We start from the raw sequence: 26,436 nt of genomic DNA, 5'->3' as shown, positions 1-26,436 counted from the left end.
TCCATAACGAACACCGACACATTAGTCATACTTTTAATTGCAACACTTCACATATCAGCTATAAATCCTTCCTTGATCGACGATCGAAATCGATCATTAGTATGACTACATTCCAAAAACAACAAAAAGGAAGGTCAACCATGCTGCACTCCCGACACCTGCTCTCCGGCCTCGGACTGTCCCTGATGATCGCCACCCTCCCCACTCAAGCGGCTGGCCTGTCCAGCGAACACAAAGCCTTCGGCAAGACCAACGACGGCACACCCGTCGAGCAATACGTCTTGCGCAACAGCCATGGCCTGCAAGCCACCATCATTACCTACGGCGGCATTTTGCAGTCGCTGAAGGTGCCGGACAAAAACGGCAAGCTCGACGACGTGGTGCTGGGTTTTGACGACGTTCAGGGCTATCAGAGCGGCACCGCGTACTTTGGCGCGACCATCGGGCGTTTCGGCAATCGCCTGGCCAACGGCGCGTTCGAACTGGACGGCAAACGCTATCAGGTGCCGCTCAACGACGGCTCCAACTCGCTGCACGGCGGCCCGCAGGGGTTTGACAAGCGCATATGGAAAGCTCAGCCGAGCAAAGGCAAGGATTCGGTGGGTGTTACCCTGACCTATCTGTCGGCGGACGGCGAAATGGGCTTCCCCGGCAACCTCAAGACCGAGGTCACTTACAGCCTCACCGAGAACAATGAACTGCGCATCGACTACAAGGCCAGCACTGATAAACCGACCGTACTGAACCTGACCAATCACAGCTATTTCAACCTCGCCGGCGCGGGCAACGGGGATGTTCTGAAACAGCTCGTCACCCTGCATTCGACCCATTACACGCCGGTCACCGCCAAACTGATTCCGACCGGCGAACTGGCCCCGGTCGCGGGTACGCCGATGGACTTCACACAACCCACCGCCATCGGCAAAAACATCAAGGCCGATCACCCGCAACTGAAATTCGCCGAGCCGAAACAGGGCGGATTTGACTTCAACTGGGCCCTGGACGCCAAGGGTGATGTGGGCAAGCTGGCGGCCGATGTCAGCGACCCACTCTCCGGGCGCCGCTTGCAGCTCTACACCACTGAACCCGGCGTGCAGTTCTACACCAGCAACTTCCTCGATGGCACGGTCAAGGGCAAGGGCGGCAAGGTTTATCCGCATTGGGGCGCGTTTACCCTCGAGACCCAGCACTACCCGGACTCACCGAACCAGCCGAACTTCCCGTCCACCCGACTTGACCCGGGCAAGACCTATACCCAGAGCACTGTGCTGAAGTTTTCGGCCCACTAAACATCCCCCCACAATCAAGCAGCTGCCGAGCAGCTGCTACACGTCCACGGAACCACCGGGGTATTCTGCTGCCAACTGGAGAGTATCTATCGATTCGAAAAAGGAGGTTTTCATGCGGACCCTCGAACTGGCCGGCGTCGACGTACCGGTCATCGGTCAAGGCACCTGGCGCATGGGCGAAGATCCCTCGCAACACAACAAGGAAGTCGCCGCGCTGCGCCTGGGCATCGAGCTGGGCATGACCCTGATTGACACCGCCGAGATGTATGCCGAAGGCGGCGCGGAGGAAGTGGTGGGTGAAGCCATAACAGGCCTGCGCGACAAGGTCTTCCTGGTCAGCAAGGTCTACCCGCACAACGCCAGCCGCAAAGGCATCCCCCAGGCCTGCGAACGCAGCCTGCGGCGCTTGAACACCGATTACATCGATTTATACCTGCTGCATTGGCGCGGCCAGTATCCGCTCGAGGAAACCGTCGCAGCCTTCGAACGCCTGCGAGAAGACGGCAAAATCGGCCGTTGGGGCGTGTCCAATTTCGACGTTGACGACCTGGAGGAATTGAACTCACCGGCCTGCGCTACCAACCAGGTGCTGTACAACCTGGAAGAGCGCGGCATCGAATTTGATCTTCTGCCCTGGTGTCAACAGCATCAGCAGCCGTTGATGGCATACTGTCCCATCGGTCAGGGAGGAACGATGCTGACCCATCCGGCGCTCAGGCAGATTGCCGCCCGTCACGCCGCGACGCCGGCTCAGATAGCACTGGCATGGATTCTGCGACAGACAAGCGTGATCGCCATCCCCAAAGCGGTCGCTCCTGAACATGTGCAACTGAATGCGCAGGCCGCACAACTGCGGCTCGACGACGAGGACTTGAAGGCGCTGGACCACGCGTTTCACGCGCCACAACGCAAGCACCGGTTGGCCATGGTCTAAGCCATCGCGGTACTGTCAGAGGGCTTCTGCATGAGAAGCACTGATCAGCTCGACGACTTCAATTTGCCACGCTTTGTGCAAGCACAAGACCCCGTGTTCGAGTGGGTCCGGGAAGAGTTGAAAGCCGGCCGCAAGCGCCGGCACTGGATGTGGTTCGTTTTTCCGCAGTTCGCCGGATTGGGCGGTAGCCAGATGTCTCGACATTACGCGATCCGCTCCCGCGAGGAAGCCGTGGCCTATCTTGAGCATCCAACGCTGGGCGCTCGACTGCGAACCTGCACTCAATTGGTCCTGGACATCAAACAACGCTCGATCGCCGAGATTTTCGGACATCCCGACAACCTCAAGTTTCACTCGTCGATGACCCTGTTCGCCCAAATCGCCCCCAAGGGCAGCGTGTTCCATAAGGCACTGGATCAATACTTTCACGGCATACGGGATGACTGGACGCTGCAGCTGCTGGACTCAAAACAAGCCCAGTTGCCCACCAATCAAGGTTGAAAAGTCGTCGTCCACGAAGGGCAGAATCGCATCCGCCACCGGTTGCAATTGCCGGGTGACGTAATGGTCGTAGTCGATGGGCGCGCTGCGAATCTCCAGCGGTTCGGGCCCGGCGACGCTGATCACGTAGCTGATCCAGCCGCCGTTCTGGTATTGCCGGGGGCGGCCCTGCTGGTCGTTGTAGTCATCGGCGATCCGCGCCGCACGGACGTGGGGCGGCACGTTGCGTTCATAGTCATCCAGAGTACGGCGCAGGCGCTTGCGGTAGATCAGGCGGTCGTCGAACTCGCCGGCCAGGGTCTTGCGCACGTAGTCGCGCACGTAATCCTGATACGGCTGACGATGGAAAATCCGTGAGTACAGTTCCTGCTGGAATTGCCGGGCCAGCGGCGACCAGTCGGTGCGCACGGTTTCCAGGCCCTTGTAGACCATTTCGTCAGTGCCATCGGCGCGGGTGACCAGCCCGGCGTAACGCTTCTTGCTGCCCTCCTCGGCGCCGCGAATCGTCGGCATCAGAAAGCGTTTGTAGTGGGTCTCGAACTGCAATTCCAGAGCGCTTTCCAGCCCGTATTCCTGTTGCACATGCTCGCGCCACCACTGGTTGACGTGGTCCACCAGCGCGCGGCCGATCTGCGCGGCCTCGTCCTGACCGTGAGCGCGACGCAGCCAGACGAACGTCGAGTCGGTGTCGCCGTAAATCACCGTGTGCCCCTGGGCTTCGATCAGCTGCCGGGTGCGCAGCATGATCTCGTGGCCGCGCAAGGTGATGGACGACGCCAGACGCGTATCGAAGAAGCGACAGCCGCTGGAACCGAGCACTCCATAGAAGGCGTTCATGATGATCTTCAGCGCTTGCGACAACGGCGCGTTGTGCTCGCGCTTGGCGGTCTCGCGGCCTTCGGCTACCCGCGCGACGATCGCCGGCAGGCAATGCCGGGTCCTGGAAAAACGCGCACCGCGAAAACCCGGCACAGACTCGCTGTCTTCGGGATGCTGCAAGCCTTCGATCAGCCCGACCGGATCAATCAGGAAAGTGCGGATAATCGACGGATAGAGGCTTTTGTAGTCGAGTACCAGCACCGACTCGTACAAGCCCGGCTGCGAATCCATGACAAAACCGCCGGGGCTGGCCTGCGCGGGCTTGTTGCCCAGATTCGGCGCCACGAAACCCTGTCGGTGCATCAGCGGCATGTACAGGTGGGTGAACGCCGCCACCGAGCCGCCACTGCGGTCCGCCGGCAAACCGGTGACGCTGGCCCGTTCCAGGAGGAAGGTCAGCAGTTGGGTCTTGGCGAAAATCCGCGTCACCAGCTCGCAGTCCTTGAGGTTGTACGTGGCGAGTGCCGGCTTGTCCTCGGCGAACATGCGGTTGATTTCGTCCATGCGCTGGTACGGCGTGCTGATCGCCTTGCCCTCGCCGAGCAGGGTTTGCGCGACGTTTTCCAGGCTGAACGAGGGGAAGCTCCAGGTCGCCGAGCGCAGGGACTCGATGCCGTCGATGATCAACCGGCCGGCGGCCGAAGCGAAGTAATGGTTGCGGCTGCCGTGCTCGCGCCATTGCATTTCTTCGCCGCCACGCCCCAGTTTCAGCGGTACACCCAACTGACGGGCGTGCTGGTGCAGCACGCGCAGGTCGAACTGCACGACGTTCCAGCCAATGATCGCGTCGGGGTCATGGCGGGCGAACCATTCGTTGAGCTTTTTCAGCAGGACGGTTCGGGAGTCGCAGTAGTCGAGTTGGAAATCCACCGCGCTGTCATCGCCATTGGGCGGACCAAGCATGTAGACCTGGCGCTCGCCGCAGCCTTCCAGGGCAATGGAATACAACTCGCCCTGAGCCGTGGTTTCGATGTCCAGGGACACCAGCCTGAGGTTGGGCCGGTAGTCGGGAGCGGGTTTCATCTGCGCGTCGAGCAGCAGGCCTTCGGACCCTGGCGTGCCACCAAAAAGGACCGGCGCGGTGATGAAACGCTCCATCATGTAGCGTTCCGGCGGGCGCACGTCAGCTTCGAACATCTCGACGCCGGCTTTGCGCAGCGCGGTTTCCAGGCGCATCAACTGACCATGTTGCTGGCAATACAGGCCGAGCACCGGGCGGTGCTCGAAATCCTGAAGGGCCAATGGCTTGAGCTCGACATTTTTTTCGCCGCGCAAAACAGCCTCGGCTTGCTCGCGCCGGGCCGCCGGGATAAATGCCACCGACGGTTGATGTGGCAGACGGATACGTTGGGGACCGGCGTCGGTCGCCAGCCAGAACTCGACTTGCGTACCGGCCGGGGTGTCGCGCCAATGCCGGGTCAGGACGAAGCCCTGCTGTAAATCCACCACTGCAACCTCAAGATTTGATTCAAGCGGCAATTCTACGCGTCATCGCGGGGGATAGCCCTCTCTGAGCTGAATGCACCCCCTTTGGGAGCGGGCCTGCTTGCGATGGCGGTGCATCCGTCGCCGCTTGTATTGGCTGACCCTGCGCTATCGCGAGCAAGCTCACTCCCACAGGGGGCTGAGATCAGCCCATGGATCAGCGAAAAACTTCCGGTTAACCGAAAAAAATCCGTCGAATGACGTTTTTTGCGCGTTATCTGCCGCTTTCCGCCTTGCCCTCGGCGCCTGGGTCTACGATTCTTCAATAACAACGACAACACCTGAGAAGCCATCATGAAAACCGTCGCCCAACTGCTCAAGTTGAAAGATCAGAAAAATCAGGAAGTGCACCAGATCAAACCCGATCACATGGTGCTCGAAGCCCTGATGAAGATGGCCGAAAAAAACGTCGGCGCCTTGTTGGTGGTGGAGAATGACGAAGTGCTGGGGATCATCAGCGAGCGGGACTACGCGCGCAAACTGGTGCTGCATGGCCGTTCTTCGGTGGGCACGCCGGTTCGCGACATCATGGTGTCGCCGGTGATCACCGTGGACACCCATCAAACCGTTGATACCTGCCTGGGCATCATGTCCGACAGACGCCTGCGCCACCTGCCTGTGGTGGAAAACGGCAAGTTGATCGGCTTGCTGTCGATCGGTGACCTGGTCAAGGAAGCCATCGCCGAACAGGCTGAATTGATTCGCCAGTTGGAGCAGTACATTCGCGGCGAGTGACTCTGAAATTACGCAGTTTCCCTGTGGGAGCGAGCCTGCTCGCGAAGGCGGTGTGTCAGTCGACACTTGTATTGACTGATCCACCGCCATCGCGAGCAGGCTCGCTCCTACATTTGATTTACGTGATTTTTCAGGTTGGCCAATGCCGGGCGAAAACCGGTGCCAGCGTCGGGTGGCGGTCGATTCGCGTCAGCCACGCATAAAAACCGGGTCGGGCATTGCGCAGATGCTCACGACTGCCCGCCCATCGCGTCACCACCGCCGCCAGCACATCCAGTGCCCCAGGCGTCTCGTCGTCCAGGTACAACTCGCCCGAGAACTGATCGGCAAACACCTCCCAACTCCAGTGCAACCGTCGACGGGCGCCGGCCATGAGGTTTTCCATGGCCGATTGATTCGGCTCGATCAGCCAGCGCTCGGGGTAATCGATGATGCCGATGGCCGCATAGCAATTGCTGACGATGTACACCAGGCCCCGGATCGCTTGATCACGCTCGGCGGGCGTGTTCGACAGCAGGTTTGACTCGGGAAACGCGAGCCCCAGATGAATCAGGATCGCCGCGCTTTCGGTGAGGACGCTGCCGTCGGGCAATTGCAAGGTGGGAATCTGCTTGAGCGGGTTGAGTTTCTCCAGGGCTTTGGCAGCCTCCGCAGACGACTCGACGTCGATAAAACGATAAGGGATTTCACAGAGTTCGAGGGCGGCCTCTATCGCGGCGGCGCCGGAATTCTGGTGTCCGTAGAGCTGGTACATAAGCACCCCCCTTCAAGAGTGTCTCTTTGTAGCATCTGATACTGACCATGCTGGAAAATTTCTTTTTATGCCACTGCATCCAAATCGCTTTCCGATGGGTAGTACCAGTAACAGCCCCTGAGGCTGCCGAGCAGATTACTCATTTACGGAGCGCTATTCATGAATGCCAAACAGCTGATTTGCCTTGCCGGTTTGTTCGTCGCGGGCCCAATGGCCTACGCCCAGTCAGGTCTGCCCGACAGCATCAAGGTCCCGGACGGGCACAAGGTCGCCCTGGAAACCACCGGTGTCGGCGAGATCACTTACGAATGCCGTGACAAGGTCAATGCCGCCGGCCAGACCGAATGGTTCTTTGTCGGCCCCAAAGCGGTACTCAATGATCGCAGCGGCAAACAGGTCGGCACCTATTTCGGACCGCCCGCCACCTGGCAGGCGAAAGACGGTTCGAAAGTCACCGGCACTCAACTGGCTGTCGCGCCTTCGAGTCCGGGCAACCTGCCCTATCAATTGGTCAAGGCCAACCCGGCCGAAGGAAAAGGCGCAATGACCGGCGTCAGCTACATCCAGCGCGTCGCCCTCAAAGGTGGCGTGGCTCCGAGCGCTGAATGCTCGGCGGCCAACAAGGGCAAGCAAGAAGTGGTGAAGTACCAGGCGGATTACATTTTTTGGGCGGCCAACTGAAACCAGGCTTGCGGGAAATTGGTCTACGCTGCTCAGCACTGGCCCCGGTCCGATGGCCCGGGGCTGCTGCCCATTATTGACGGCTGAACTCAGTGTCCTTACCCGAAACTCTTTTCGATTACGAAGCCCATATCGCCGCCTGCGCCCGCGGTGAGCGTCAGGCCCTGCGTGATTTGTATGTGCAGGAGAGTCCGCGCCTGCTGGGCGTTGCCAAACGCCTGGTGCGTGACACTGCGCTGGCGGAAGACATCGTCCACGATGCCTTCATCAAGATATGGAATGGCGCCGCGCAGTTCGACCCGGCGCGAGGGTCGGCGCGGGGCTGGATATTCAGTTTGACGCGACATCTGGCCCTGAATTTCATCCGTGATAACAGTCGCGAGATTCAAGGTGATTTCGATGGGGTGGACGACACGGCAACCTTCGATGCCCAGGCTCATTCCGGGCGCATTCATCAATGCCTGGAACAACTGGAGCCTGCAAGGCGCGCCTGTATCCTGCATGCCTACGTCGACGGATATTCTCATGCTGAAATCTCACACAAACTCGGCACCCCGCTGGGCACCGTCAAAGCCTGGATCAAGCGGAGCCTGACGGCACTGCGGGAGTGCATGGGATGATCAGCAAACCGACGAATGAAACCCCGGAAGAACTCGACGAACTGGCCAGCGAATATGTGTTGGGCACCCTGTCCGCAGAGCTTCGCACCCAGGTCCGACAGCGCCTGCCCGACGAACCTGAGTTACGGGCCGCCGTCGACGCCTGGGAGCGTCGCCTGCTCGGCCTGACCGATCTGGCAGAACCTCACCCGCCGTCACCCTACCTTTGGCAGCGTATCGAGCGCAGCGTGAACAAGGTGACACGGCCACCGTCGCTCATCGCGGCTCAGTCTTTATCCTGGTGGAATCTGTTGCCGCTCTGGCGCGGGCTCGCTGGTGCAGGGCTGGCGGCCACGTTGCTGCTCGGCGCATTGATGCTGACGCAAACCACCGTCAAGCCTACCTACCTGGTGGTGTTGGTCGGTCCTCAGGACAAGGCTCCTGGCTGGGTGATCCAGGCCAGCAACCCGAGGGAAATCCAGCTGATTCCGCTGGGTGTCATTGAGGTCCCGGCCGACAAGGCGCTCGAGTTCTGGACCAAGGCCGATGACTGGCAAGGACCGGTGTCTCTGGGCTTGGTCAAACCGGGACAGACCCTATCGATTCCGCTCGACAAATTGCCGCCACTGCAACCCAATCAACTGTTCGAGCTGACCCTGGAAAATCCGCAGGGCTCACCGATCGGCAAGCCGACCGGGCCGATTCAATTCATCGGTCGGGCAGTGAAAGTCATCTGAGCGCGATCAACCGAGCGCCGCGATCAACTCCGCCGCCGTGACAATCGAGTGGGCATACGTCGGTCCATTGATCTCATGCGCGGCGTGCATGGCCTCGGCACTGAACGCGGCCGTGGCGTCGCGCACCAGCGTGACGTGATAGCCCAGTTCGGCGGCGAACCTGGCGGTGCTTTCGATGCACGTATTGGCGAGCATCCCCACCACCACAACCTTGTTGATCCCGTGCTGTTTGAGCAGATAGTCCAGATCGGTGTTGGCAAAACCACTGCCGCCCCAGTGTTCCTTGACGATCACGTCACCGGCCTGTGGCTGGAAATCCGGGTGCCATTCCCCGCCCCAGGTTCCGGCGGCAAATACTTGCGCACGGCTGGCGCCTTGTTGATAGGGAGTGGGGTGTTTCCAGTGCGCCAGTTCATCGGGCTCGGCGCGGTGATGCGGAACATAGAAAACCTGGATGCCGGCCTTGCGAACAGCCGCCACCACGGTTTTCAGGTTGGCCAGCGTACCGACGCTGTCAGCCACCGGTTGAGCGCGGCCATGCAGTTTGCCGCCTTCGCTGAGGAAGTCGTTGTAAGGATCCACCAGCAGCAGGCCGGTGTGCTCGGGAGCATGGGAACTGGCACTCATGATCGACTCCTCGAAGGTAAAGGCACGCGCCAGCTATCCAGTGTAGAAGCGCCGATCGACCCCGCCGCCGCCATCCGACGACTGAACCATCACGCCCGCGTGAGGGGGATCGTGTCACCTATCAATGCCGTCGATGTTCACCATCACCTCAATGAAGTTCTCATAAAAAATCCGCGGCGTAACATCGCCTCCATACCAAACAACTACACCCCGGAGCACACCATCATGAAACGCCAAATCCTTCTCAGCATCGCTTTCTCGGTTTTTGCAGTTAACGCTTTCGCCGCTTCTTCTGCTCACCCGGTTGTCGCTGAAGGCGGCTCGGATCGCCTGATCGAAAGTCGTGTGGCTGAAGGTGGTTCGGATCGTTTGATCGAAAACCGCGTCGCTGAAGGTGGTTCGGATCGTCTGATCGAAAACCGCGTAGCTGAAGGTGGTTCGGATCGTCTGATCGAAAACCGCGTCGCTGAAGGTGGTTCGGATCGTCTGATCGAAAACCGCGTCGCTGAAGGTGGTTCGGATCGTCTGATCGAAAACCGCGTTGCTGAAGGTGGTTCGGATCGCCTGATCGAAAACCGCGTCGCTGAAGGTGGTTCGGATCGCCTGATCGAAAACCGCGTTGCTGAAGGTGGTTCGGATCGTCTGATCGAAAGCCGCGCTGTATAAATGAAGGGTTTTACCGCAGTACTCAATGAAAAACCCGGCCTCATCAGCCGGGTTTTTTTTGCCTGTTTTTTGCGGCCGGTCACTTGCCCGCCCGTGTCATGCAGCGCTGATAACGCTCATCCACCCGCTTGGCAAACCAAGCCGTCGTGAGTTTGCGGGTGATTTTCGGGCTTTGCAGCACGATCCCCGGCAACACTGCACGAGGCAACGGCCGACCTTCCGCCTTCTCGGCCAGGTCGAACACCCGCGCATAAAGCTGGGTGTCCTCGAACTGCAGGTTTTTGCCCTCCTCCAATTGATCGCGAATGGTCGTGTTGCGCATGCCCAATTGCTTGCCAAGGCTGCGCACCGCCAATTCCGTGGTGCCCGGCATGATCGCGTCATAGCGCACCAGATCACCATCCAGCGCCAAAGGGATGCCTGACGCTCGACTCACCGCATTCTGAAACGCCGCATTGCGGCTGGCGTACCAACCGGCATTGAAATCGGCGAAGCGATACAGCGGCTGTTTGTAACTCACCGGGTACCCGAGCAAGTGAGCAATGCCGAAGTACATGCCGCCGCGACGGCTGAACACTTCACGACGGATCGAGCCGTTCACCGGATACGGATAATCCCGTGCCTGTTGCTCGGCGAAGTCGATGCTGACCTGCATCGGCCCACCGGTGTGCACCGGATTGAGCCCTCCAAACAAGGTCCGCCCCATGGGCACAATGCCGATGAAGTCATCGAAAATCGCGCTGAGTTCTTTTTCGCTGCGCGCCGCATTCAGCCGGTCGCTGTAGCTTTTACCGTTGGATGAACTGACCTGCAGTGCACCGCTGACCAGCAGGCTGGGGATATGGACTTTAGCGGCACGACGGTCGATCTCTTCGCGGGCGATCTTGCCCAGGCCCGGCACGGGTGGGTCGACCTGGAAGGTCGACTCTTGCTCGGTGACCGCGAGTACCGAACACAGGTTTTGCGTGGAGGGATAGATGTTCTGCGCGGCAAAAGCGGCGTAGATGTCCGTGGCCCAGCCTTGGCGGTCAACGGTTTTCGCTGGCAGCAGGCGCACGATCTCGGCCTTGACCTCGGCGGGTTTGCGGGCCGGCAACTCCTGAGTGCGCTGGGTGCCGCAACCCGCCAGCACCAGCAGCGCCGCGAGACTCATGATCAATCGATTGGCTTGCATGGTGCTCCATCAACTCTTCTGAACCGGGTTAACCATACGATCAAAGGCATGGCGCAGGCTATGACTGCTGCCGCAACGCCCCGTTCCCCTTTCATCCCCCACCACTTCACGGTTGCGGGCCTTTTCCGTTGGGCGGCCTGCCTTTTCATATCCCCGCGCTGGACCATACTTGTGCCACACACCGAGGAGGACAGGCTCATGAACCGTAGCGACGTGCTGATCGTCGGCGCCGGCCCGACCGGGCTGGTATTGGCGCTGTGGCTGAGCAAACTGGGGATTGTGGTAAGGATTATCGACAAGACGTCGGCCCCCGGCACCACGTCCCGGGCGCTGGCGGTCCAGGCACGGACGCTGGAGCTTTACCGTCAGCTCGACCTCAGCAATGCCGTGGTACAAAAAGGCCACCGGGTGGACGCAGCGAATTTCTGGGTCAAGGGCGAGCCCGTAGCGCGCTTGCCATTGACCGGCATCGGCGAGGGGCTGACGCCTTACGCGTTTCTCGAGATGCTCCCTCAGGATGAGCACGAACAATTGCTGATTGAACGCCTCGAAGGGTTCGGTATCAAGGTCGAACGCAGCACCGAACTGGAGGGTTTTGAAGAGACCGGCGATGGCATCAGTGCAAGGCTGCGCTTGCACGATGGCCAACAGGAAATCTGCCAGGCGTGTTACCTGGCGGGTTGCGACGGCGCCCGGTCAATCGTGCGCAAGACCCTCGACACCGGTTTTCCCGGCGGCACCTACCAGCAGGTTTTCTACGTGGCGGACGTGCAGGCTCACGGGCCGACGTTCAACGGCGAACTGCACCTGGACCTGGATGAAGCGGACTTTCTCGCGGTGTTTCCGTTAGCCGGCGAAGGCCGCGCCCGCTTGATCGGCACCGTGCGCGACGAGCGCGCCGACCGTGCTGAAACCCTCGGGTTTGCCGACGTCAGCAGTCGGGCCATCGAACACCTGAAGGTGCAGATTGAGCAGGTCAACTGGTTCTCGACGTATCGTGTGCATCATCGGGTGGCGGATCACTTTCGCAACGGTCGTGCCTTTCTATTGGGCGACGCGGCCCACGTCCACAGCCCGGCGGGCGGTCAGGGCATGAACACCGGGATCGGCGATGCCATCAACCTGGCCTGGAAGCTGGCGGCCGTCTTGAGCGGCGGCGCCACAGCCACGCTGCTCGACACCTACGAAACCGAACGCATCACCTTCGCCCGCAAACTGGTGGCCACCACCGACCGGGTCTTCACCTTCGTGACTGCCGAAGGGCGCATGGCCGATTTGTTGCGCACCCGTCTGGCACCGTTCCTGATCCCCAAAATGGCCTCATTCGAAACGTCCCGTGAGTTCCTGTTTCGCACGGTGTCGCAGATCACCCTGAACTATCGTGGGACAGCGTTGAGCACGGGGGTCGCGGGCCACGTTCATGGCGGCGACCGCCTGCCCTGGGCTCACGACGGTGAGGGGGACAATTTCGAATCGCTGAAGTGTCTGACCTGGCAGGTGCATGTGTATGGCGACACCAGTGACGAAATGATCGCCTGGTGTCACGAGCATCACCTGCCGTTGCACGTGTTCGACTGGCGGCCGGCGTTTGAAGCGGCGGGGTTGGGGCGTAACGGGTTTTACCTGCTGCGTCCGGATACGTATGTGGCGATTGCCGACAACTCGGCGGATCCCAAGGTGATTGAGCGGTATTTCAAGGAGCACGGGATCCGGCCGTTTTTCGGCAGCCCCTGAGCCCCCAGTATTTACTGTGGAAGTGAGCCTGCTCGCGATGGCGGCGTATCAGTCAATACATGGGTCGAATGACAAGACGCCATCGCGAGCAGGCTCACTCCTACAGGGGTTCCGAGGTGTTTCTTAGATCCCGGCCAGGGCCAGGTCCATCGCGAAGTAGGTAAAGATCAGATCCGCCCCCGCCCGCTTGATCGCGCCAAGGCTTTCACGCACCACGCGGTCCTCATCAATCGCCCCGGCCTGCGCGGCGAATTTGATCATCGCGTACTCGCCGCTGACCTGATACGCCGACAACGGCAAACGCGACACTTCGCGAATGTCGCGGATGATGTCCAGGTACGCGCCGGCCGGTTTGACCATCAGCGCATCGGCGCCTTCCTGCTCGTCCATCAGAGACTCGCGCACCGCTTCGCGGCGATTCATCGGGTTCATCTGGTAGCTTTTGCGGTCGCCTTTCAACGCGCTGCCGCCAGCTTCGCGGAACGGGCCGTAGAGCGCAGACGCAAATTTGGTCGAATAGGCCATGATCGCGGTCTGGGTGAAACCGGCTTGGTCGAGGGCCCGGCGAATGGCCTGGACCTGCCCGTCCATGGCCGCTGACGGTGCAATCACATCCGCACCGGCCCGTGCCGCCGCCACGGCTTGTTTGCCGAGGTTGATCAGGGTCTGGTCGTTGTCGACTTCATGGTTGTGCATCACGCCACAATGGCCGTGGTCGGTGTATTCGCAGAAGCAGGTGTCGGACATCACGATCATCTCCGGCACCGCGTCCTTGGCAATGCGCGACACGCGCGACACCAGGCCGTTGTCGCTCCAGGTGTCGCTGCCACTGCTGTCCAGGTGATGGGACACGCCAAACGTCATCACCGACTTGATCCCGGCGCGGGCGTAACGCTCGATCTCACCGGCCAGTTTCGACTCTGGAATGCGCATCACGCCGGGCATGCTTTTGATCGGCACGAAGTCATCGATTTCTTCCTCGACGAAAATCGGCAGCACCAGGTCGTTCAGACTGAACTCGGTTTCCTGGAACAGGCTGCGCAGGCTCGCATTGCGGCGCAGACGGCGTGGACGTGCTTCGGGGAACTGGCTGGACATGAGGGGTTCCTGAAAAACGGAGGTCGTGATGAAAGTCGTAGGGGGCGAAGCTTATGCCCTCAAAGGCGCGGGGCACAAACCTCGATCACCCAAGACTGCGTTACCGAGGCTGCGATAATCGCGCGATATAACGCGGTTCCCTGTGGGAGCGGGCTTGCTCGCGATGACGGCGGCACATCCAACAAAGATGTATCTGACGCACCGCCTTAGCGCGCTATCCCGCGCCCACAAGTTTTAGATTTCCAGCACACCGCTGATGCAGGTCACCACCGAACCACCAATCCAGATCTCATCACCCACCTGCTCCACCTGAATGCGCCCGGCGCGGCCCATGGTCAGGCCCTGGCTGACCACGTAGGACGCCGGCGCCAAGCCTTCGGCAAGCAACCACTGCGCAATCCCGGCGTTCAAGCTGCCGGTAGCCGGGTCTTCCGGCATGCCATCGCCGGAGATGAAAGCGCGCACTTCAAACTGCGCATCATCGCCATCGCGCTCAGGGTGCCATGGCGCTATCACGCCGACGGCCAGGCCCAGCATCTGTGAATGATCCGGCTGCAAATCCAGCACCTGTCGGCGGTCCTCGACCATCACCGCCAACCAGCCGGCACCGTTATCGACCCATTGAGCCCGGACAATCGCCCCCGGCTCCAGTCGCAGCCCTCGGCGCACACGCTCGACGACGTCAGCGTCCACCGGCCCTGTCTTGATCAGTGGCGGCGCGAGAAAGGCCAGCTCCGCGCCTTGCCTGCGGACCCGCACCAGACCGACGCCGCACTCCTGAATGATCTCCTCGCCCTTGGGCACGCCCCCGGCCTCAAGCCATGCATGGCAAGTGCCCAAGGTCGGGTGACCGGCGAACGGCAACTCGGTGAGGGTGGTGAAGATCCGTACCCGATAGTCGGCGCGAGGGTCGCGCGGTTCGAGGATGAATGTGGTTTCGCTGAGGTTGGTCCAGCTTGCGAACGCCGCCATGCGTTCATCGCTGAGCCTGTCTGCGCCGAACACGACTGCCAACGGATTGCCCTTGAGTGCAACCTGGCTGAAGACATCTACTTGTTTGAAATCGAATGAGCTCATTGCCTGCCTTGGTCTTGAGAGAGTCGAAGAGATTTACTTGGGAATTTCCAGCCCGCGTATCACCGCCGGCCGCGCCAGGAAGCGCTCCAGCACGCGAGTGACGTTGGGGAAATCCTTGATGCCCACCAGATCGCCAGCCTCATAGAAGCCAATCAGGTTGCGCACCCAAGGAAAGGTCGCGATGTCGGCAATGGTGTAGCGTTCGCCCATGATCCAGTCGCGCCCTTGCAGACGGCTGTCCAGTACTTTCAGCAGGCGTTTGCTTTCGTCGACGTAGCGGTCACGGGGACGTTTGTCCTCGTAGTCCTTACCGGCGAACTTATTGAAGAACCCGAGCTGGCCAAACATCGGCCCGATGCCACCCATCTGGAACATCAGCCACTGGATCGTCTCGTAACGCGCCGCCGACTCCTGCGCCAGTAACTGGCCGCTCTTGTCGGCAAGGTAAATCAGGATCGCCCCGGACTCGAACAGCGGCAGGGGTTTGTCATCAGGGCCGTGGGGATCGAGGATCGCCGGGATCTTGTTGTTGGGGTTCAGCGACAAAAATTCGGGGGACATCTGATCGTTGCTGTCGAAGCCCACGCGATGGGGCTCGTAGGGCAGACCGATCTCTTCGAGCATGATCGACACCTTGACGCCATTGGGGGTCGGCAAAGAGTACAGCTGAATCCAGTCCGGGTATTGAGCCGGCCATTTTTGGGTAATCGGGAACGCGGACAGATCGGTCATGGGGAGCATCCACAGTGAACAGTAAGCGCTGATCATAATGGAGGAGACTGGTTTTTTGCGTATCAATCTTGTTGATGAAGAAGATCAAAACATTGCAGTCATCGTTCTGCGCCGCTACCTGTACCGTGTCCATAAATCCGCAACATCCTGTCGATAACCTCTGCTCCAACCCATGCAAGGTTACCGGTACATTGCGGCGCACTCGCCGGAATCGAACCAAATGGGCTTCAGAGGACTCTGAGAACTGCCCTTTCGGAAACGGACCGGCCCAATGACATGGAAAACACCCGATGCTGGGAGCTCGTGGTGTAAAGGTTTGTCAGCCTTAACCGAATGCGCTGAAGATCACCTATTAAATGATGAACCTTTTCAAATTTGCCGATCGCTTCAAGCAACGCGCGTATGTCGTCCTGCCCTCCCTGCTGGCGATGAGCGCGTTGTTTTTGTCGCTGGAGTCCAGTGAAAGCCGCGCCCAACCGGCAGACGGCACCCAGACCCTGGTATTCCTGCGTCACGCGGAAAAACCCGAAGGTGGTCTGGGCCAGCTCAACTGCCAGGGCCTGAACCGTGCCATCGACCTGGCCACCTTGCTGCCGGAAAAATTCGGCAAGGCCAATTACGTCTTTGCCGCCAACCCGACACGTAATGTCGAGGAAGGCGAACTGGACAATTCCTACAGCTACATTCGCCCCCTGATGACCATCAGCCCCAGCGCGATCAAGCTCGGCTTGCCGGTGAACATCAACTTTTCAGCCAACGACACCAGCGACCTGGCCGATGAATTGCTCCACGACAAGTACCACAACTCGGTCATCTACACCGCCTGGTCCCACGGTTACCTGCCCGAGCTGATCAACAAGGTCGCGGGAGATGCAGTCGGAAAGAAACAGAAGATCACCGAAGACTGGGAATCCAGCGACTACGACTCGCTGTTTGTGCTCACGCTGACCTGGCATAACGGCAAGGCGAGCCTGCAGAGCCATAGCTACAAGCAAGGGCTCGATAATGGGCGGGAGACGTGTCCGACGTAAGCAGTCGATACCCTCCAGGCATTAAAGTTTATAGCGCCTGTCTGGGCCCTATCGCGAGCAGGCTCGCTCCCACACTGGATTTCCGGCGCGACACAAATCCAGTGTAGGAGCGAGCCTGCTCGCGATGGGGCCAGAAAATTCAACACATCACGGTCGGTTGATCTGCCGCTCGCGCAGGTACTCAAGAACCGCGCCCTTCTCCCCGGCAAACTCAATCCGCGCGCCCTTCTTCTCCCGCTGAAAGGCATACATCGGATCGTAATACTCACGCAGCAACCCTTCGATCCAGCCCCGGTGCAAATCCACCGCCCCGCTGTTCGCCTGCTCCGCCAACGCGTCTTCCATCAAGATCAACATCCGCCGGTGCCGTTCACCGCCCAGGCGCTTCTGCACATTGTTCAAGCTTTCCAGCAGACGCTCGGAAAACAGCGCAAAGCCTTCATCGCCATGCACGCTGATGAACTCGGCACACAAGTCCACGACGTAATCGCGCAAGATCCGTTCGACCCGCCCTTCCTGGCTGTCCTCCAGCCAGACCATCGGGTACTGCTGCATGCCCTGAAACAGCGGCAAGGGCAACGCGCAGCTGCCGATCGCCCGGCTTTCGTCTTCCAGCACAAACTGCTCGATGCCGTGAGCGCGCTTCTTCAGCACGTCTACCGCCAGGCGGTTTTCAAAGTCGATATTGGACGGTTGGACGGTGGCGCGTTTGCCGAAGCTGGAACCGCGATGATTGGCGTGGCCTTCGAGGTCCAGGCCGTTGCGTAGCTGCGTGAGCACCTCGGTCTTGCCGGTGCCGGTCATGCCGCCCAGCAATACGAAATCGCACTGGGCAACGGCCTGATCGACCGTGTTCAGCAAGAAGCTGCGCATGGCCTTGTAGCCGCCACCGACGCGCGGATAGTCGATGCCGGCCTCGTCCTTGAGCCACTGCTGGACGATCTGCGAACGCAAGCCGCCGCGAAAACAATACAAATAGCCCTCGGGGTGCGCCCGGGCAAAATCGGCCCAGGCCTGGATGCGTTCGGCCTTGATCTCGCCGGACACCAATTGATGCCCCAGGGTGATCGCCGCTTGCTGGCCGTGTTGCTTGTAGCAGGTGCCGATCCGCTGCCGCTCGTGGTCGTTCATCAGCGGCAGATTGACCACCCCGGGGAACGCGCCCTTGTGGAATTCGATCGGCGCGCGGGCATCCAGCATCGGCCGGTCGTTGAGAAAGATGTCGCGGTAGTCGGTGAAGTCGATTGACATCAAAACACCTCGACCGCGTGGGTCTGTCGCTCGACCAGCTCACCGATTGGCTCAAGGGCCAGGCCCAATTCGCTGGCCACTTTGAGGAATTGCTCGTTGCCTTCGGGCGTGACCGCCACCAGCAGGCCGCCGCTGGTCTGCGGATCGCACAGCACCCGTTTATGCAGTTCCTGCACGCGCCCGACCTTGCTCGCGTAACTGTCGAAATTACGCAGGGTGCCGCCCGGCACGCAGCCTTGGTCGAGGTAATACTCGACACCCGGCAGACGCGGCACACGGTTGTATTCGATGCGTGCGGTGACGTTGCTGCCGTCGGCCATTTCCACCAGATGCCCCAACAAGCCGAAACCGGTGACGTCGGTCATCGCCGTCACGCCGTCGAGCTTGCCGAAACGGCTGCCGGGTTTGTTCAGGGTGCACATCCAGTCGCGAGCCAGGCCAATGTCGGCCGTGCGCAGCTTGCCCTTCTTCTCGGCGGTGGTGAGGATGCCGATGCCCAGCGGTTTGGTGAGGTAAAGCAGGCAACCGGCGGTGGCGGTGTCGTTGCGCTTCATGTGGCGCTTTTCAACCAGCCCGGTCACCGCCAAGCCGAAGATCGGCTCCGGGGCGTCGATGGAATGCCCACCGGCCAACGGAATGCCCGCCTCGTCACACACCGAACGTCCACCGCGAATCACTTCCCGGGCAATCTCCGGCGCCAATACATTCACCGGCCAGCCAAGGATTGCAATCGCCATCAGCGGATCACCGCCCATGGCGTAGATATCGCTGATGGCGTTGGTGGCGGCAATGCGGCCGAAATCGAACGGGTCGTCGACGATCGGCATAAAGAAGTCGGTGGTCGAGACCACGCCGCGTTCTTCGTCGATCGCGTACACCGCCGCGTCATCGCGCGAGGCGTTGCCGACCCAAAGCCTGGGATCGAGGTTCTGCGCGCCGCTGCCGGCCAGAATCACCTCAAGCACTTGCGGCGAAATTTTGCAGCCACAGCCGGCGCCGTGGCTGTATTGGGTCAGACGAATCGGCTCGCTCATGGGAATACCTCGTGAAGACAATGGGGGCGAGTCTACCACTGGCGGTCAATCCAAGGCGCAACACCACCGGCCTTGTAGCAGCTACAGAAGTGTCAGTTCGCGTAACTGACCAACCCGACAATAAAAACCCTTATTTCGTCGATTTTTCATGGAATTGAAATAATTGGCATCTGTTATGCAAACGTTTGCGAGTCGCTGATATAGACGTTTTCGCGACATAACCGCGCAAGCCCGAAGAATCGGGCTTTTGATCCGCACGAAAAGGGACTTTTAATGCACCGCACGTCCAGCCGCGTGACTTGCTCGCGCACTCTTGCTGTTTCCTTGCTGCTGGCCAGCGTTACAGGACTACTCAGCAGCACCGTTTTGGCGCAATCCGCGCCCGCCGAAGAATCCGCCCAGGGCGAAACCCTGAGTCCCGAAGCCAGCCCGCCGAAAAAAGGCGTTTACCTGTCGGACTGGTTCAATCAGGACCTGACCGTCATCGGCAGCAAAGACATCAGTTTCGGCCCGCAACCGGCCGACGATATTTACCTGGAGTACGAGTACTTCGGGCGCAAAGGGCCGTTCGAGTTGTACGGCTACATCGACATCCCGAAGATCTTCGACATCGGCAACAGTCATGACAAAGGCGTGTGGGACCACGGTTCGCCGGTGTTCATGGAGCACGAACCGCGCATTTCCATCGACCACCTTGCCGGCCGCAGCCTGGCCATCGGGCCGTTCAAAGAATGGTACGTGGCGTTCGACTGGATCTACGACCACGGCAGCAACAGCGCCAACCGCGCCAATACGCTTTACAGCGGCCTGGGCACCGACATCGACACCCACTCGCGAGTCAACTTGTCGGCGAACTTCTACGGGCGTTATCAGTGGGAAAACTACGGCGCCAGCAACGAGTATTCGTGGGACGGCTACCGTGCCCAGCTCAAATACATCGTGCCGATCAGCAGCTTCAGCAACGGCGCGTCACTGACGTACATCGGCTTCACCAACTTCGATTTCGGCTCCGACCTGCACAAGGACAACCCGGCCCGCACCGCCAACGCCACCGTCGCCACCAACGTCTTGCTGTACTCGTTCACACACTTGCGCTTCACCCTGGTCGGCCGTTACTTCCACAACGGCGGCAACTGGGAGGATGGCAGCGAGTTGAATTTCGGCGACGGTGACTTCCGCGCTCGCTCCAATGGCTGGGGTTACTACGCCGGCATCGGTTATCAGTTCTGAGGCTTGATTGAACCTGGAGGTTTTATGAATGCAATGACGCGTATGTCCCTGGCCTGTGCCGCCCTGCTCTCTTCCACTGCCTGGGCAAGCGAAGCACCGATCCAGCCGAAAGTGATGCTGATCACCATGTTCGCCCCCGAGGCGCAAAACTGGATCGATCGTCTGGAGCTCAATCAGGAAGTTCGAGTGCCGGGCCTGTCCGCCGAGTACCCGACCATTCGCTGCAACACGCAGCAGGTGTGCCTGATGGTCACCGGCATGGGCCAGACCAACGCCGCAGCTTCGACACTGGCCCTGGCCCTGTCGCCGAAATTCGACCTGCGTAAAAGCTACTTCCTGATCGCCGGCATTGCCGGCATCAACCCGAAACACGGGACCATTGGCACCACCGCGTGGGCCCATTACCTGGTGGAGTTCGGCACCCAGTGGGAACTGGATTCGCGAGACGCGCCGAAAGACTGGCCAACCGGATACATCGGCATCAACACCCAAGGCCCGAACCAAAAACCGCCGCTGGACTACAAGACCGAAGTGTTCGAGCTCAATCCGAAGTTGCAGGCCAAGGCATTCGCCCTGACGCACAACGTCAAGTTGAGCGAGAGCAAGGAATCGGCGGCATGGCGCCTGAAATACCCGTCGGCCCCAGCCAATCAGCCACCGACGGTGACGAAGTGCGACACGCTGGCCGGTAATACCTGGTTTTCCGGGACGCGCTTGAGTGAACGTGCCGAGGTCTGGACCAAGCTGTTGACCGACGACAAAGGCGAATACTGCACGACGCAACAGGAAGATAACTCCACCTACGAAGCGCTGCTGCGGGCCAGTCGCGAGGGTCTGGTGGATGTGCAACGCCTGGCGGTGGTGCGCGCGGGCTCCGACTTTGATCGACCGGCCCCGGGCCAGAGCGAGGTGGACAACCTGCTCAAGTATGCGGATCAGGGCGGGTTTGTGCCGGCACTGGAGAACCTGTACCGGACGGGGAATCCGTTGGTGCTGGAGATCTTGAACAATTGGTCGGCGTGGGAGAATGGTGTTCCCGAGGCTTGATCTGACAATGCAAAACCCTGTGGGAGCGAGCCTGCTCGCGATGACGGTGTATCAGGCAACACAAATGTCGACTGACACTCCGTCATCGCGAGCAGGCTCACTCCCACATTTTGATCGGCGTTACGGCACCAAAATCACCTTGTCCCCGGCACCTTGGTTCACTTCTTCATACCGTTCCAGCCCTTCGGCCAGCGGCGATTCAAACAACCCTTCCGGCAACGGCAACACCCCCTGATCAAAGAACTTGCCGAACTGATCGAGCATCGCCGCACACGCCTGCACGCCATACAACAACGAATTGATCCCCACCACCGAACCGCCCTTGCGATACAACGCCAGCGCCGGCAGTTGCACCATGCCGTCGACCGGCGCCGCGATGATCGCGATGCCGCCGAACGCCGCGAGCGCCGGGACCGAGGCCGGTAGCCAGAAGCCGGTGGTGTCGAAAATCACGTCGGCGCCGCCGGTATACACGGCCTGCACCTGCGCGCCCAGCTCCTCCGGTTTATCCAGTTGCAGCGTCTGATACCCCTGCGCCTGCAGATCCTTGACCTGCTCGGGTCGCCGCGCCGCCGCCAGGACTTGAGCACCCCGCACCTTGGCCAACGCCAGCGCGGCACTGCCGACCGCTCCGCCGCCGATCACCAACAGCCGCGTTGCAGCAGTCACCAGACTGCGTTCCAGCGCATCCCACGCCGTGGTGTACGGCACGCCGAGGCTGGCGGCCTGGGCGAAGCTCAGATGGGTGGGTTTGAGCGCCACGCCATTGGCCGGCAGTTTGACGAATTGCGCATGGGAGCCATCGGCAAAAAAACCCAGTTCACGACCGGTGCCCCAGACTTCCTGACCGATCAGTGCCTGCGGCCCTTCAACCACCACACCGGCGAAATCCCGACCGGGAATCCGTGGCAAGGTGGTGTAGGGAAACCGTCCCAACACATTCTTCACATCGCTGGGGTTGAGGCCGGCCGCCTTGATCTGCACCAGCACTTCATCGGCGCCGGGAACGGGGGTCGGGACATCGACATAACGCAAGGCCGAGAGGTCGCCGGTCTGGTCGAATTGCAGTGCTTTCATGGGAGTGTCCATCGCATAAAGAAAGGGGTTTCAGGAGACCCAGCCCGCCACCAGTTGCCGGCCCATGGGCCACAACTTTTCGCCGGCGAGCATGCCCAGCAGGCCCACCAGGGCAATGGCCGGTGGGGCGGGCGAACGAAAATCCAGTGCGCCGTAGAGCAGGCCGACGCCCAGACCAATGACCAGCGAGATGAGGTAGCTCATGGCAGACTCCGTGGGCAAACAAGGTATGCCTGAAGTCTAAAGAGCGTTGGCGGCGGGCATCGGCCAAGTGCTTCTGAATATCGGCCAAAGCGCGGCGGGTGCACTGCCAATTGTGTAGCGGCGGAGCCCTGCAGGCGTGAGCCTGTTCGCGATAGCGGAGTGTCAGTCGACATTTGTGCTACCTGATACACCGCTATCGCGAGCAGGCTCACGCCTACAAGGTTTTCCCTCTGCTACAGGGGTGCGTCATGGCTGGACGGGGTGTTGGCTCGCCGCAAACTGCGAAGGCGCGACACCCAGTTCCCGGCGGAACATGTCGCTGAAGCTGCTCGGCGAATAGCCCAGTTCGCGGGCAATCGTGCTGACCGGCACGCCTTGAATCAACTCCGCCGCCGCGGTCGCCAATTGCACCTGCCGCCGCCATTCGGCGAAGCCCATGCCCAGGCCTTCCTTGAACAGCCGTGCCAGGGTGCGCACGCTGGCACCGGCATTTTCCGCGTGCTGCTCGAAGGGAATGGCCAGCGAGGGCGCGGCCATGACCGCCTGACACAGGTTCATCAGGCGTCGGTTGGAATCATCCGGCAACGGGATTTTCAACAGCGAACGCCTGGCTCGTCTAAGCTCCAACAACGCCAGGCCGACCAGCGCCTCGTAGTACTCGGGCGCGCCATCATCGCCCTGCTCCACAAGCCCGACGATCAGCTCACGCAGCAGCCCGCCGACTTCGATCACCTGAACACTGTCATCCAACGTGACCGCCAATGAGGGCCGCAGGTAGATGTTGCGCATCTGCAGGTCCGAGACCACGCGGATGCCATGCGGTACGCCCGGCGGCAGCCACACCGCCCGTTGCGGCGGCACCACCAACGCCTCTTGGGGCGTTTCCACCCACATGACCCCGCTCATGGCGTACAGCAATTGGCCCCATTCATGCTCGTGGGGCTCGATGTACAAGCCACGCGAGTAAGTGCGTGCCAGCGGTTGCACGGGCACATCGGTGTCACTCAGGTCTGGCGGGGCGGCAAGGGCCATGGGCAATGATCATTGGGGTTTTCAGGTCTTGCATGGTAACGGGCCACTCACCTTGTCGCCACCGGCGGCAGCCGTCTGACAATCCGAATGAATTTTCCTTAACCCCAACGATCCTTGTATTACCACAGGGAGGAATACGGGCTTTATGAACAACGCAAAACTTTTCGTCATTGAATACACCCTTCATGGCGCGCCAAAGTCTTTCATTATCCGCCTGGACAAAATGGACAACGCGGAGGCTTGGCACTGGGCCAGTTGTGACGCAGGGGTTGGACGAATACCCCGCTTTGGCCGAGAGAAGGTGCAAAAAACCAGCAAGCCGCTGGCGGAGAAATTCGGCATCGAAAATGTGACGTGGCGACCGGCGGGCTGAGCATTACAGGGGGTAGTTATCCGACATTGAAAGTGGAGCCCGAGAGGCTCCACTTCATGTTGATGAGCTATTTGGCGTGTGCGCACTTGCAACCTTTGCTCGCACACTCCTCGCCATGTTCGTGGTGCTTGGCGCACGCTTCACAGCAATAGTGTTTGCCGTGACGCGCTATCGGGTGCTCGCCCAGTTTGCAGGAGCATTTGGGGCAGTCGCAGGTACTTTCACTGTCGATCATGAGTCTGACTCCTTGGGTGTGGTCGTCGCGTGCGGCAAATGCGCACTTCACTCATCAGTGTAGGAGCTACAAAATGGCGCGCAGTTACTCGCTTCGAGTGCTGCTGCGATACATGAACAGCAACGCCAGCGCCAGGCACACCATCGCCAGCAACCGACTGCTCGACAACTCGATCGCCGGGTTACCCAGCCAGCCGAAGTTATCGATCAACATCCCCATGCCCAACTGCCCGACGATCACCGCCACGGTTGCCACCGCCGTGCCGACCCGCGGCACCGCGCCGACCATGACCATCATGTAGACGACGCCGAACAAGGCACCGCTGAGTTGCCATTTCGGCACGTCCAGCAGGCTCACGGCATGGGCCGGTTCAAAAAACAGGATCAGCAACCCGGTGACCACCGCGCCCACTGCGAAGGTCAGCAAACTGCTGCGCAACACGCCGACGGTTTCCCCCAGACGCCCGTTGATCGCCGCCTGGATACTCAACACCGCGCCGGCGGCCACCACCACGGCCAACAAAATAATCAGATTCATCATCAACCCCGAGCAATCAGAACAAGTGCCGCGACAATCAGCAGCAACGCTAGCCAACGCTCTCCGTTGACCTTTTTGCGGGTGGCGCCGAACCATCCGAAGTGGTCGATCAACACGCTTTTGCCGACCTGCCCGGAGAGGATCGCGATCATCGTCATCGCGATCCCGATGTGCGGCGTGGCCAGGGTCAGCACCACCACGTAGATCGGCCCGAGGAAGCCGCCGATCAACTGCCAGCGCGGCAAGGTGTTCAACGCCGGACCTTGTTGCTTGCCGCTGAACAACAACAGCAGAAACAGAATCGCCGAGCCGACGCCGAAGATGCTCAACGTCGCCCATAAATGCCCGACCTGAACCCCGAGCGGCCCGAGCAGACCGGCCTCCACGGAAAGGCCCATGCCGGCGAGGATCACCAGAGGCAGCAGCAACAGCCGCAGCCCTGGTTTGGCCGCTGGCACTGAAGCGATGTCGATTGAAGAGGATTGCATAAGGAAAACCTGCTCGTCAGATGAATACGGCCCCGGTAGGAGCGAAGCTTGCTCGCGAAGGCGTCATATCAGTCGACATTTCCGGCGTCTGACACGCCGCCTTCGCGAGCAACCTTCGCTCCTGCCAGGGGGCTGTTGTGGCAGGCATTATCGGCTGGCGATCCTTTGCGATAAATGGGAGCATCCCGACAACACTTTTGCGCAACTCGCACAGCAGGATCGACCATGCATGGCCTCAACGAGCTTGGATTCAAGGCGCTTCGGCTGTTTGTCGCGGTGCTCGACCATGGCAGCTTCTCCGAAGTCGCCCGCCGCGAGGGCCTGGCACCCTCGTCGATTTCCCGACAGATCCAGTTGATGGAACAAGCCTTGAACCAGCAATTGCTCTACCGCCACACGCGCGCCGTCACGCCCACCGAAGCCGGCCGCATGCTCGGTCATCACGCGCGGCTGGTGCTGGTGCAACTGGAGGAAGCCGAACAGGCCTTGCAGGAGCAGCAAAGCGAACCCAGCGGGCTGGTGCGGATCAATGCGCCGGTGGTCTTCGGGCAACGGCATCTGACGCCGTGGCTGGGGCTGTTGTGCGAGCGCTATCCGAAACTGCAACTGGATATCCAGCAAACCGACAGCTACGTCGACCCGTTGCAGGAAGGCGCCGATTTGCTGTTTCGCATTGGCCCGCTGCACGATTCGAGCATGCAGGCGCGGATCCTGGCGCCCCATCGCTTTCAAGTGGCCGCCAGCCCGGCCTACCTCAAACGCCATGGCACGCCGCACCATCCCGAAGAATTGGCAGCGCATCAGTGCCTGGCCTACAAGGGCGTGGCCGGGCAGCAACGCTGGTTTTTCCGCAAGGACGCGCAGGACTGGACGCCCTACTCCGTCAAAGGCCCGATCACCGGCAACCACGCCGACACGCTCACGCAAGCCGCCGAACAAGGCCTGGGGTTGGTGATGTTTCCGTCGTGGCTGATCGGCGAGGCGGTGCGCAACGGCACGCTGGTGCCGGTGCTGGGGGAATATCAGGTGTCCAACAGCCTCGAACCGCAGCAGATTGCGGTGCTGTGGCCAGGTAGCCGACGGTTGTCGGTGAAGGTGCGCACGGTGATTGATTTCTTCGTGGAGTGCTTCGGAACGGTGCCCTACTGGGACAGACCCTGACACCAAACAAACCCTGTGGGAGCGAGCCGGCTCG

29 protein-coding genes are annotated in these 26,436 nt (G+C 60.5%); 14 read left to right on the top strand and 15 right to left on the bottom strand.

Annotated features, from left to right (window positions below):
* Nucleotides 1–140: 140 nt before the first annotated feature.
* The 3 genes from JIO00_RS09945 to JIO00_RS09935 all read left to right on the top strand — a co-directional run bounded on the left by JIO00_RS09945 (nt 141) and on the right by JIO00_RS09935 (nt 2,724).
* On the top strand, nt 141–1,289 hold the full coding sequence (locus tag JIO00_RS09945) for an aldose epimerase family protein (RefSeq protein ID WP_200668092.1): 1,149 nt from the start codon (nt 141–143) through the stop codon (nt 1,287–1,289).
* 112 nt (nt 1,290–1,401) lie between these two features.
* The gene (locus JIO00_RS09940) at nt 1,402–2,223 is read left to right on the top strand and encodes an aldo/keto reductase (protein ID WP_169857395.1); all 822 of its coding nucleotides are present in this window, start codon (nt 1,402–1,404) and stop codon (nt 2,221–2,223) included.
* A gap of 30 nt (nt 2,224–2,253) precedes the next feature.
* Nucleotides 2,254–2,724: a DUF1810 domain-containing protein gene (locus JIO00_RS09935; RefSeq protein WP_010458619.1), complete on the top strand. Its 471-nt coding sequence runs from the start codon at nt 2,254–2,256 to the stop codon at nt 2,722–2,724.
* On the opposite strand, the gene JIO00_RS09930 is transcribed toward JIO00_RS09935, so the two are convergent.
* Nucleotides 2,689–5,049: a DNA polymerase II gene (locus JIO00_RS09930; protein WP_200668090.1), complete on the bottom strand. Its 2,361-nt coding sequence runs from the start codon at nt 5,047–5,049 to the stop codon at nt 2,689–2,691. The two genes, JIO00_RS09935 and JIO00_RS09930, sit on opposite strands and share 36 nt — an antisense overlap.
* Before the next feature lie 333 nt (nt 5,050–5,382).
* Between JIO00_RS09930 and JIO00_RS09925 the strand changes: the two genes are divergently transcribed.
* Complete coding sequence (locus tag JIO00_RS09925; RefSeq protein WP_007944798.1) at nt 5,383–5,823, top strand: CBS domain-containing protein; 441 nt, start codon at nt 5,383–5,385, stop codon at nt 5,821–5,823.
* A gap of 130 nt (nt 5,824–5,953) precedes the next feature.
* Here the strand turns inward: JIO00_RS09925 and JIO00_RS09920 are convergent, their stop codons facing one another.
* Entirely contained in the window at nt 5,954–6,577 is a 624-nt protein-coding gene (locus JIO00_RS09920) for a glutathione S-transferase (protein WP_010458616.1), read from the bottom strand.
* 159 nt (nt 6,578–6,736) lie between these two features.
* Here JIO00_RS09920 and JIO00_RS09915 point away from each other — a divergent pair, with 159 nt between their 5' ends.
* From JIO00_RS09915 to JIO00_RS09905, 3 genes are all read left to right on the top strand, one after another.
* A complete protein-coding gene (locus JIO00_RS09915; RefSeq protein ID WP_200668088.1) occupies nt 6,737–7,258 on the top strand; it encodes a DUF3455 domain-containing protein in 522 nt (173 codons plus the stop codon).
* Between the two features lie 92 nt (nt 7,259–7,350).
* Nucleotides 7,351–7,878, top strand: a complete 528-nt coding sequence (locus JIO00_RS09910; protein WP_083377218.1) for a sigma-70 family RNA polymerase sigma factor — start codon at nt 7,351–7,353, stop codon at nt 7,876–7,878.
* Nucleotides 7,875–8,594, top strand: coding sequence for an anti-sigma factor (locus JIO00_RS09905; RefSeq protein WP_200668086.1), 720 nt, complete (start codon nt 7,875–7,877; stop codon nt 8,592–8,594). Before JIO00_RS09910 ends, JIO00_RS09905 begins: the two co-directional genes overlap by 4 nt.
* A 6-nt stretch (nt 8,595–8,600) precedes the next feature.
* Here the strand turns inward: JIO00_RS09905 and JIO00_RS09900 are convergent, their stop codons facing one another.
* Nucleotides 8,601–9,221, bottom strand: coding sequence for an isochorismatase family cysteine hydrolase (locus JIO00_RS09900; protein WP_200668084.1), 621 nt, complete (start codon nt 9,219–9,221; stop codon nt 8,601–8,603).
* 225 nt (nt 9,222–9,446) lie between these two features.
* Here JIO00_RS09900 and JIO00_RS09895 point away from each other — a divergent pair, with 225 nt between their 5' ends.
* Nucleotides 9,447–9,887 (top strand): hypothetical protein, encoded by a 441-nt coding sequence (locus JIO00_RS09895; protein ID WP_052909712.1) that lies wholly within the window; start codon nt 9,447–9,449, stop codon nt 9,885–9,887.
* Between the two features lie 79 nt (nt 9,888–9,966).
* On the opposite strand, the gene JIO00_RS09890 is transcribed toward JIO00_RS09895, so the two are convergent.
* Nucleotides 9,967–11,061, bottom strand: a complete 1,095-nt coding sequence (locus tag JIO00_RS09890) for a DUF1615 domain-containing protein (RefSeq protein WP_077750525.1) — start codon at nt 11,059–11,061, stop codon at nt 9,967–9,969.
* A gap of 198 nt (nt 11,062–11,259) precedes the next feature.
* On the opposite strand from JIO00_RS09890, the gene JIO00_RS09885 reads away from it, so the two are divergent.
* Nucleotides 11,260–12,795: an FAD-dependent monooxygenase gene (locus JIO00_RS09885; protein ID WP_200668082.1), complete on the top strand. Its 1,536-nt coding sequence runs from the start codon at nt 11,260–11,262 to the stop codon at nt 12,793–12,795.
* Nucleotides 12,796–12,918: 123 nt separating this feature from the next.
* On the opposite strand, the gene hemB is transcribed toward JIO00_RS09885, so the two are convergent.
* From hemB to JIO00_RS09870, 3 genes are all read right to left on the bottom strand, one after another.
* A complete protein-coding gene (gene hemB, locus JIO00_RS09880; protein ID WP_200668080.1) occupies nt 12,919–13,893 on the bottom strand; it encodes a porphobilinogen synthase in 975 nt (324 codons plus the stop codon).
* Nucleotides 13,894–14,127: 234 nt separating this feature from the next.
* The gene (locus tag JIO00_RS09875; protein ID WP_010458599.1) at nt 14,128–14,970 is read right to left on the bottom strand and encodes a PhzF family phenazine biosynthesis protein; all 843 of its coding nucleotides are present in this window, start codon (nt 14,968–14,970) and stop codon (nt 14,128–14,130) included.
* Between the two features lie 33 nt (nt 14,971–15,003).
* Nucleotides 15,004–15,702 (bottom strand): glutathione binding-like protein, encoded by a 699-nt coding sequence (locus JIO00_RS09870; RefSeq protein ID WP_200668078.1) that lies wholly within the window; start codon nt 15,700–15,702, stop codon nt 15,004–15,006.
* Between the two features lie 356 nt (nt 15,703–16,058).
* On the opposite strand from JIO00_RS09870, the gene JIO00_RS09865 reads away from it, so the two are divergent.
* Nucleotides 16,059–16,733, top strand: coding sequence for a hypothetical protein (locus JIO00_RS09865; protein ID WP_010458594.1), 675 nt, complete (start codon nt 16,059–16,061; stop codon nt 16,731–16,733).
* 147 nt (nt 16,734–16,880) lie between these two features.
* Here the strand turns inward: JIO00_RS09865 and mnmH are convergent, their stop codons facing one another.
* Both mnmH and selD read right to left on the bottom strand, forming a co-directional pair.
* Nucleotides 16,881–17,984 carry a tRNA 2-selenouridine(34) synthase MnmH gene (gene mnmH / locus JIO00_RS09860; RefSeq protein WP_200668076.1) on the bottom strand — a complete coding sequence of 368 codons (1,104 nt, stop codon included), beginning with the start codon at nt 17,982–17,984 and terminating at the stop codon, nt 16,881–16,883.
* On the bottom strand, nt 17,984–19,018 hold the full coding sequence (gene selD, locus JIO00_RS09855) for a selenide, water dikinase SelD (RefSeq protein ID WP_010458591.1): 1,035 nt from the start codon (nt 19,016–19,018) through the stop codon (nt 17,984–17,986). Before selD ends, mnmH begins: the two co-directional genes overlap by 1 nt.
* Nucleotides 19,019–19,291: 273 nt before the next feature.
* On the opposite strand from selD, the gene JIO00_RS09850 reads away from it, so the two are divergent.
* Both JIO00_RS09850 and JIO00_RS09845 read left to right on the top strand, forming a co-directional pair.
* Nucleotides 19,292–20,248, top strand: a complete 957-nt coding sequence (locus tag JIO00_RS09850) for a nucleoside-specific channel-forming protein Tsx (RefSeq protein ID WP_042932198.1) — start codon at nt 19,292–19,294, stop codon at nt 20,246–20,248.
* Between the two features lie 24 nt (nt 20,249–20,272).
* The gene (locus tag JIO00_RS09845; protein ID WP_145308985.1) at nt 20,273–21,295 is read left to right on the top strand and encodes a purine-nucleoside phosphorylase; all 1,023 of its coding nucleotides are present in this window, start codon (nt 20,273–20,275) and stop codon (nt 21,293–21,295) included.
* Nucleotides 21,296–21,415: 120 nt separating this feature from the next.
* On the opposite strand, the gene JIO00_RS09840 is transcribed toward JIO00_RS09845, so the two are convergent.
* From JIO00_RS09840 to JIO00_RS09830, 3 genes are all read right to left on the bottom strand, one after another.
* Nucleotides 21,416–22,372 carry a quinone oxidoreductase family protein gene (locus JIO00_RS09840; RefSeq protein ID WP_200668074.1) on the bottom strand — a complete coding sequence of 319 codons (957 nt, stop codon included), beginning with the start codon at nt 22,370–22,372 and terminating at the stop codon, nt 21,416–21,418.
* A 30-nt stretch (nt 22,373–22,402) separates the two neighbouring features.
* Nucleotides 22,403–22,576, bottom strand: coding sequence for a DUF1427 family protein (locus JIO00_RS09835; protein ID WP_010458583.1), 174 nt, complete (start codon nt 22,574–22,576; stop codon nt 22,403–22,405).
* Nucleotides 22,577–22,822: 246 nt separating this feature from the next.
* Nucleotides 22,823–23,608, bottom strand: coding sequence for an AraC family transcriptional regulator (locus tag JIO00_RS09830; RefSeq protein ID WP_154911515.1), 786 nt, complete (start codon nt 23,606–23,608; stop codon nt 22,823–22,825).
* A gap of 145 nt (nt 23,609–23,753) precedes the next feature.
* Here JIO00_RS09830 and JIO00_RS09825 point away from each other — a divergent pair, with 145 nt between their 5' ends.
* Nucleotides 23,754–23,981, top strand: a complete 228-nt coding sequence (locus tag JIO00_RS09825; protein WP_010458578.1) for a DUF6555 family protein — start codon at nt 23,754–23,756, stop codon at nt 23,979–23,981.
* Nucleotides 23,982–24,048: 67 nt separating this feature from the next.
* Here the strand turns inward: JIO00_RS09825 and JIO00_RS09820 are convergent, their stop codons facing one another.
* The 3 genes from JIO00_RS09820 to JIO00_RS09810 all read right to left on the bottom strand — a co-directional run bounded on the left by JIO00_RS09820 (nt 24,049) and on the right by JIO00_RS09810 (nt 25,241).
* On the bottom strand, nt 24,049–24,216 hold the full coding sequence (locus JIO00_RS09820; RefSeq protein WP_010458576.1) for a metallothionein: 168 nt from the start codon (nt 24,214–24,216) through the stop codon (nt 24,049–24,051).
* Nucleotides 24,217–24,300: 84 nt separating this feature from the next.
* Nucleotides 24,301–24,756, bottom strand: a complete 456-nt coding sequence (locus JIO00_RS09815; protein WP_010458574.1) for a DMT family transporter — start codon at nt 24,754–24,756, stop codon at nt 24,301–24,303.
* Complete coding sequence (locus JIO00_RS09810) at nt 24,756–25,241, bottom strand: DMT family transporter (RefSeq protein WP_010458572.1); 486 nt, start codon at nt 25,239–25,241, stop codon at nt 24,756–24,758. The genes JIO00_RS09815 and JIO00_RS09810 overlap by 1 nt, the downstream gene beginning before the upstream one ends.
* 225 nt (nt 25,242–25,466) lie before the next feature.
* Here JIO00_RS09810 and JIO00_RS09805 point away from each other — a divergent pair, with 225 nt between their 5' ends.
* Entirely contained in the window at nt 25,467–26,402 is a 936-nt protein-coding gene (locus JIO00_RS09805) for a LysR family transcriptional regulator (RefSeq protein WP_077748864.1), read from the top strand.
* Nucleotides 26,403–26,436: the final 34 nt, after the last annotated feature.

Origin of the sequence: Pseudomonas sp. SW-3, assembly GCF_016615645.1 — a bacterium.
GTDB lineage: Bacteria > Pseudomonadota > Gammaproteobacteria > Pseudomonadales > Pseudomonadaceae > Aquipseudomonas > Aquipseudomonas mandelii.
Note: the sequence above shows the minus strand (reverse complement) of the source record. Positions and strands in the feature narration are given on the sequence as shown.

Coding starts and splice junctions, on each gene's coding strand:
- JIO00_RS09825 (WP_010458578.1), top strand. CDS start 23,754: ATGAACAACGCAAAACTTTTCGTCATTGAATACACCCTTCATGGCGCG.
- JIO00_RS09865 (WP_010458594.1), top strand. CDS start 16,059: ATGATGAACCTTTTCAAATTTGCCGATCGCTTCAAGCAACGCGCGTAT.
- JIO00_RS09895 (WP_052909712.1), top strand. CDS start 9,447: ATGAAACGCCAAATCCTTCTCAGCATCGCTTTCTCGGTTTTTGCAGTT.
- JIO00_RS09905 (WP_200668086.1), top strand. CDS start 7,875: ATGATCAGCAAACCGACGAATGAAACCCCGGAAGAACTCGACGAACTG.
- JIO00_RS09920 (WP_010458616.1), bottom strand. CDS start 6,577: ATGTACCAGCTCTACGGACACCAGAATTCCGGCGCCGCCGCGATAGAG.
- JIO00_RS09815 (WP_010458574.1), bottom strand. CDS start 24,756: ATGATGAATCTGATTATTTTGTTGGCCGTGGTGGTGGCCGCCGGCGCG.
- JIO00_RS09935 (WP_010458619.1), top strand. CDS start 2,254: ATGAGAAGCACTGATCAGCTCGACGACTTCAATTTGCCACGCTTTGTG.
- JIO00_RS09810 (WP_010458572.1), bottom strand. CDS start 25,241: ATGCAATCCTCTTCAATCGACATCGCTTCAGTGCCAGCGGCCAAACCA.
- JIO00_RS09830 (WP_154911515.1), bottom strand. CDS start 23,608: ATGGCCCTTGCCGCCCCGCCAGACCTGAGTGACACCGATGTGCCCGTG.
- JIO00_RS09925 (WP_007944798.1), top strand. CDS start 5,383: ATGAAAACCGTCGCCCAACTGCTCAAGTTGAAAGATCAGAAAAATCAG.
- JIO00_RS09840 (WP_200668074.1), bottom strand. CDS start 22,372: ATGAAAGCACTGCAATTCGACCAGACCGGCGACCTCTCGGCCTTGCGT.
- JIO00_RS09900 (WP_200668084.1), bottom strand. CDS start 9,221: ATGAGTGCCAGTTCCCATGCTCCCGAGCACACCGGCCTGCTGCTGGTG.
- selD (WP_010458591.1), bottom strand. CDS start 19,018: ATGAGCGAGCCGATTCGTCTGACCCAATACAGCCACGGCGCCGGCTGT.
- mnmH (WP_200668076.1), bottom strand. CDS start 17,984: ATGTCAATCGACTTCACCGACTACCGCGACATCTTTCTCAACGACCGG.
- JIO00_RS09805 (WP_077748864.1), top strand. CDS start 25,467: ATGCATGGCCTCAACGAGCTTGGATTCAAGGCGCTTCGGCTGTTTGTC.
- JIO00_RS09940 (WP_169857395.1), top strand. CDS start 1,402: ATGCGGACCCTCGAACTGGCCGGCGTCGACGTACCGGTCATCGGTCAA.
- JIO00_RS09820 (WP_010458576.1), bottom strand. CDS start 24,216: ATGATCGACAGTGAAAGTACCTGCGACTGCCCCAAATGCTCCTGCAAA.
- JIO00_RS09885 (WP_200668082.1), top strand. CDS start 11,260: ATGAACCGTAGCGACGTGCTGATCGTCGGCGCCGGCCCGACCGGGCTG.
- JIO00_RS09875 (WP_010458599.1), bottom strand. CDS start 14,970: ATGAGCTCATTCGATTTCAAACAAGTAGATGTCTTCAGCCAGGTTGCA.
- JIO00_RS09835 (WP_010458583.1), bottom strand. CDS start 22,576: ATGAGCTACCTCATCTCGCTGGTCATTGGTCTGGGCGTCGGCCTGCTC.
- JIO00_RS09870 (WP_200668078.1), bottom strand. CDS start 15,702: ATGACCGATCTGTCCGCGTTCCCGATTACCCAAAAATGGCCGGCTCAA.
- JIO00_RS09845 (WP_145308985.1), top strand. CDS start 20,273: ATGAATGCAATGACGCGTATGTCCCTGGCCTGTGCCGCCCTGCTCTCT.
- JIO00_RS09945 (WP_200668092.1), top strand. CDS start 141: ATGCTGCACTCCCGACACCTGCTCTCCGGCCTCGGACTGTCCCTGATG.
- JIO00_RS09915 (WP_200668088.1), top strand. CDS start 6,737: ATGAATGCCAAACAGCTGATTTGCCTTGCCGGTTTGTTCGTCGCGGGC.
- hemB (WP_200668080.1), bottom strand. CDS start 13,893: ATGTCCAGCCAGTTCCCCGAAGCACGTCCACGCCGTCTGCGCCGCAAT.
- JIO00_RS09850 (WP_042932198.1), top strand. CDS start 19,292: ATGCACCGCACGTCCAGCCGCGTGACTTGCTCGCGCACTCTTGCTGTT.
- JIO00_RS09890 (WP_077750525.1), bottom strand. CDS start 11,061: ATGCAAGCCAATCGATTGATCATGAGTCTCGCGGCGCTGCTGGTGCTG.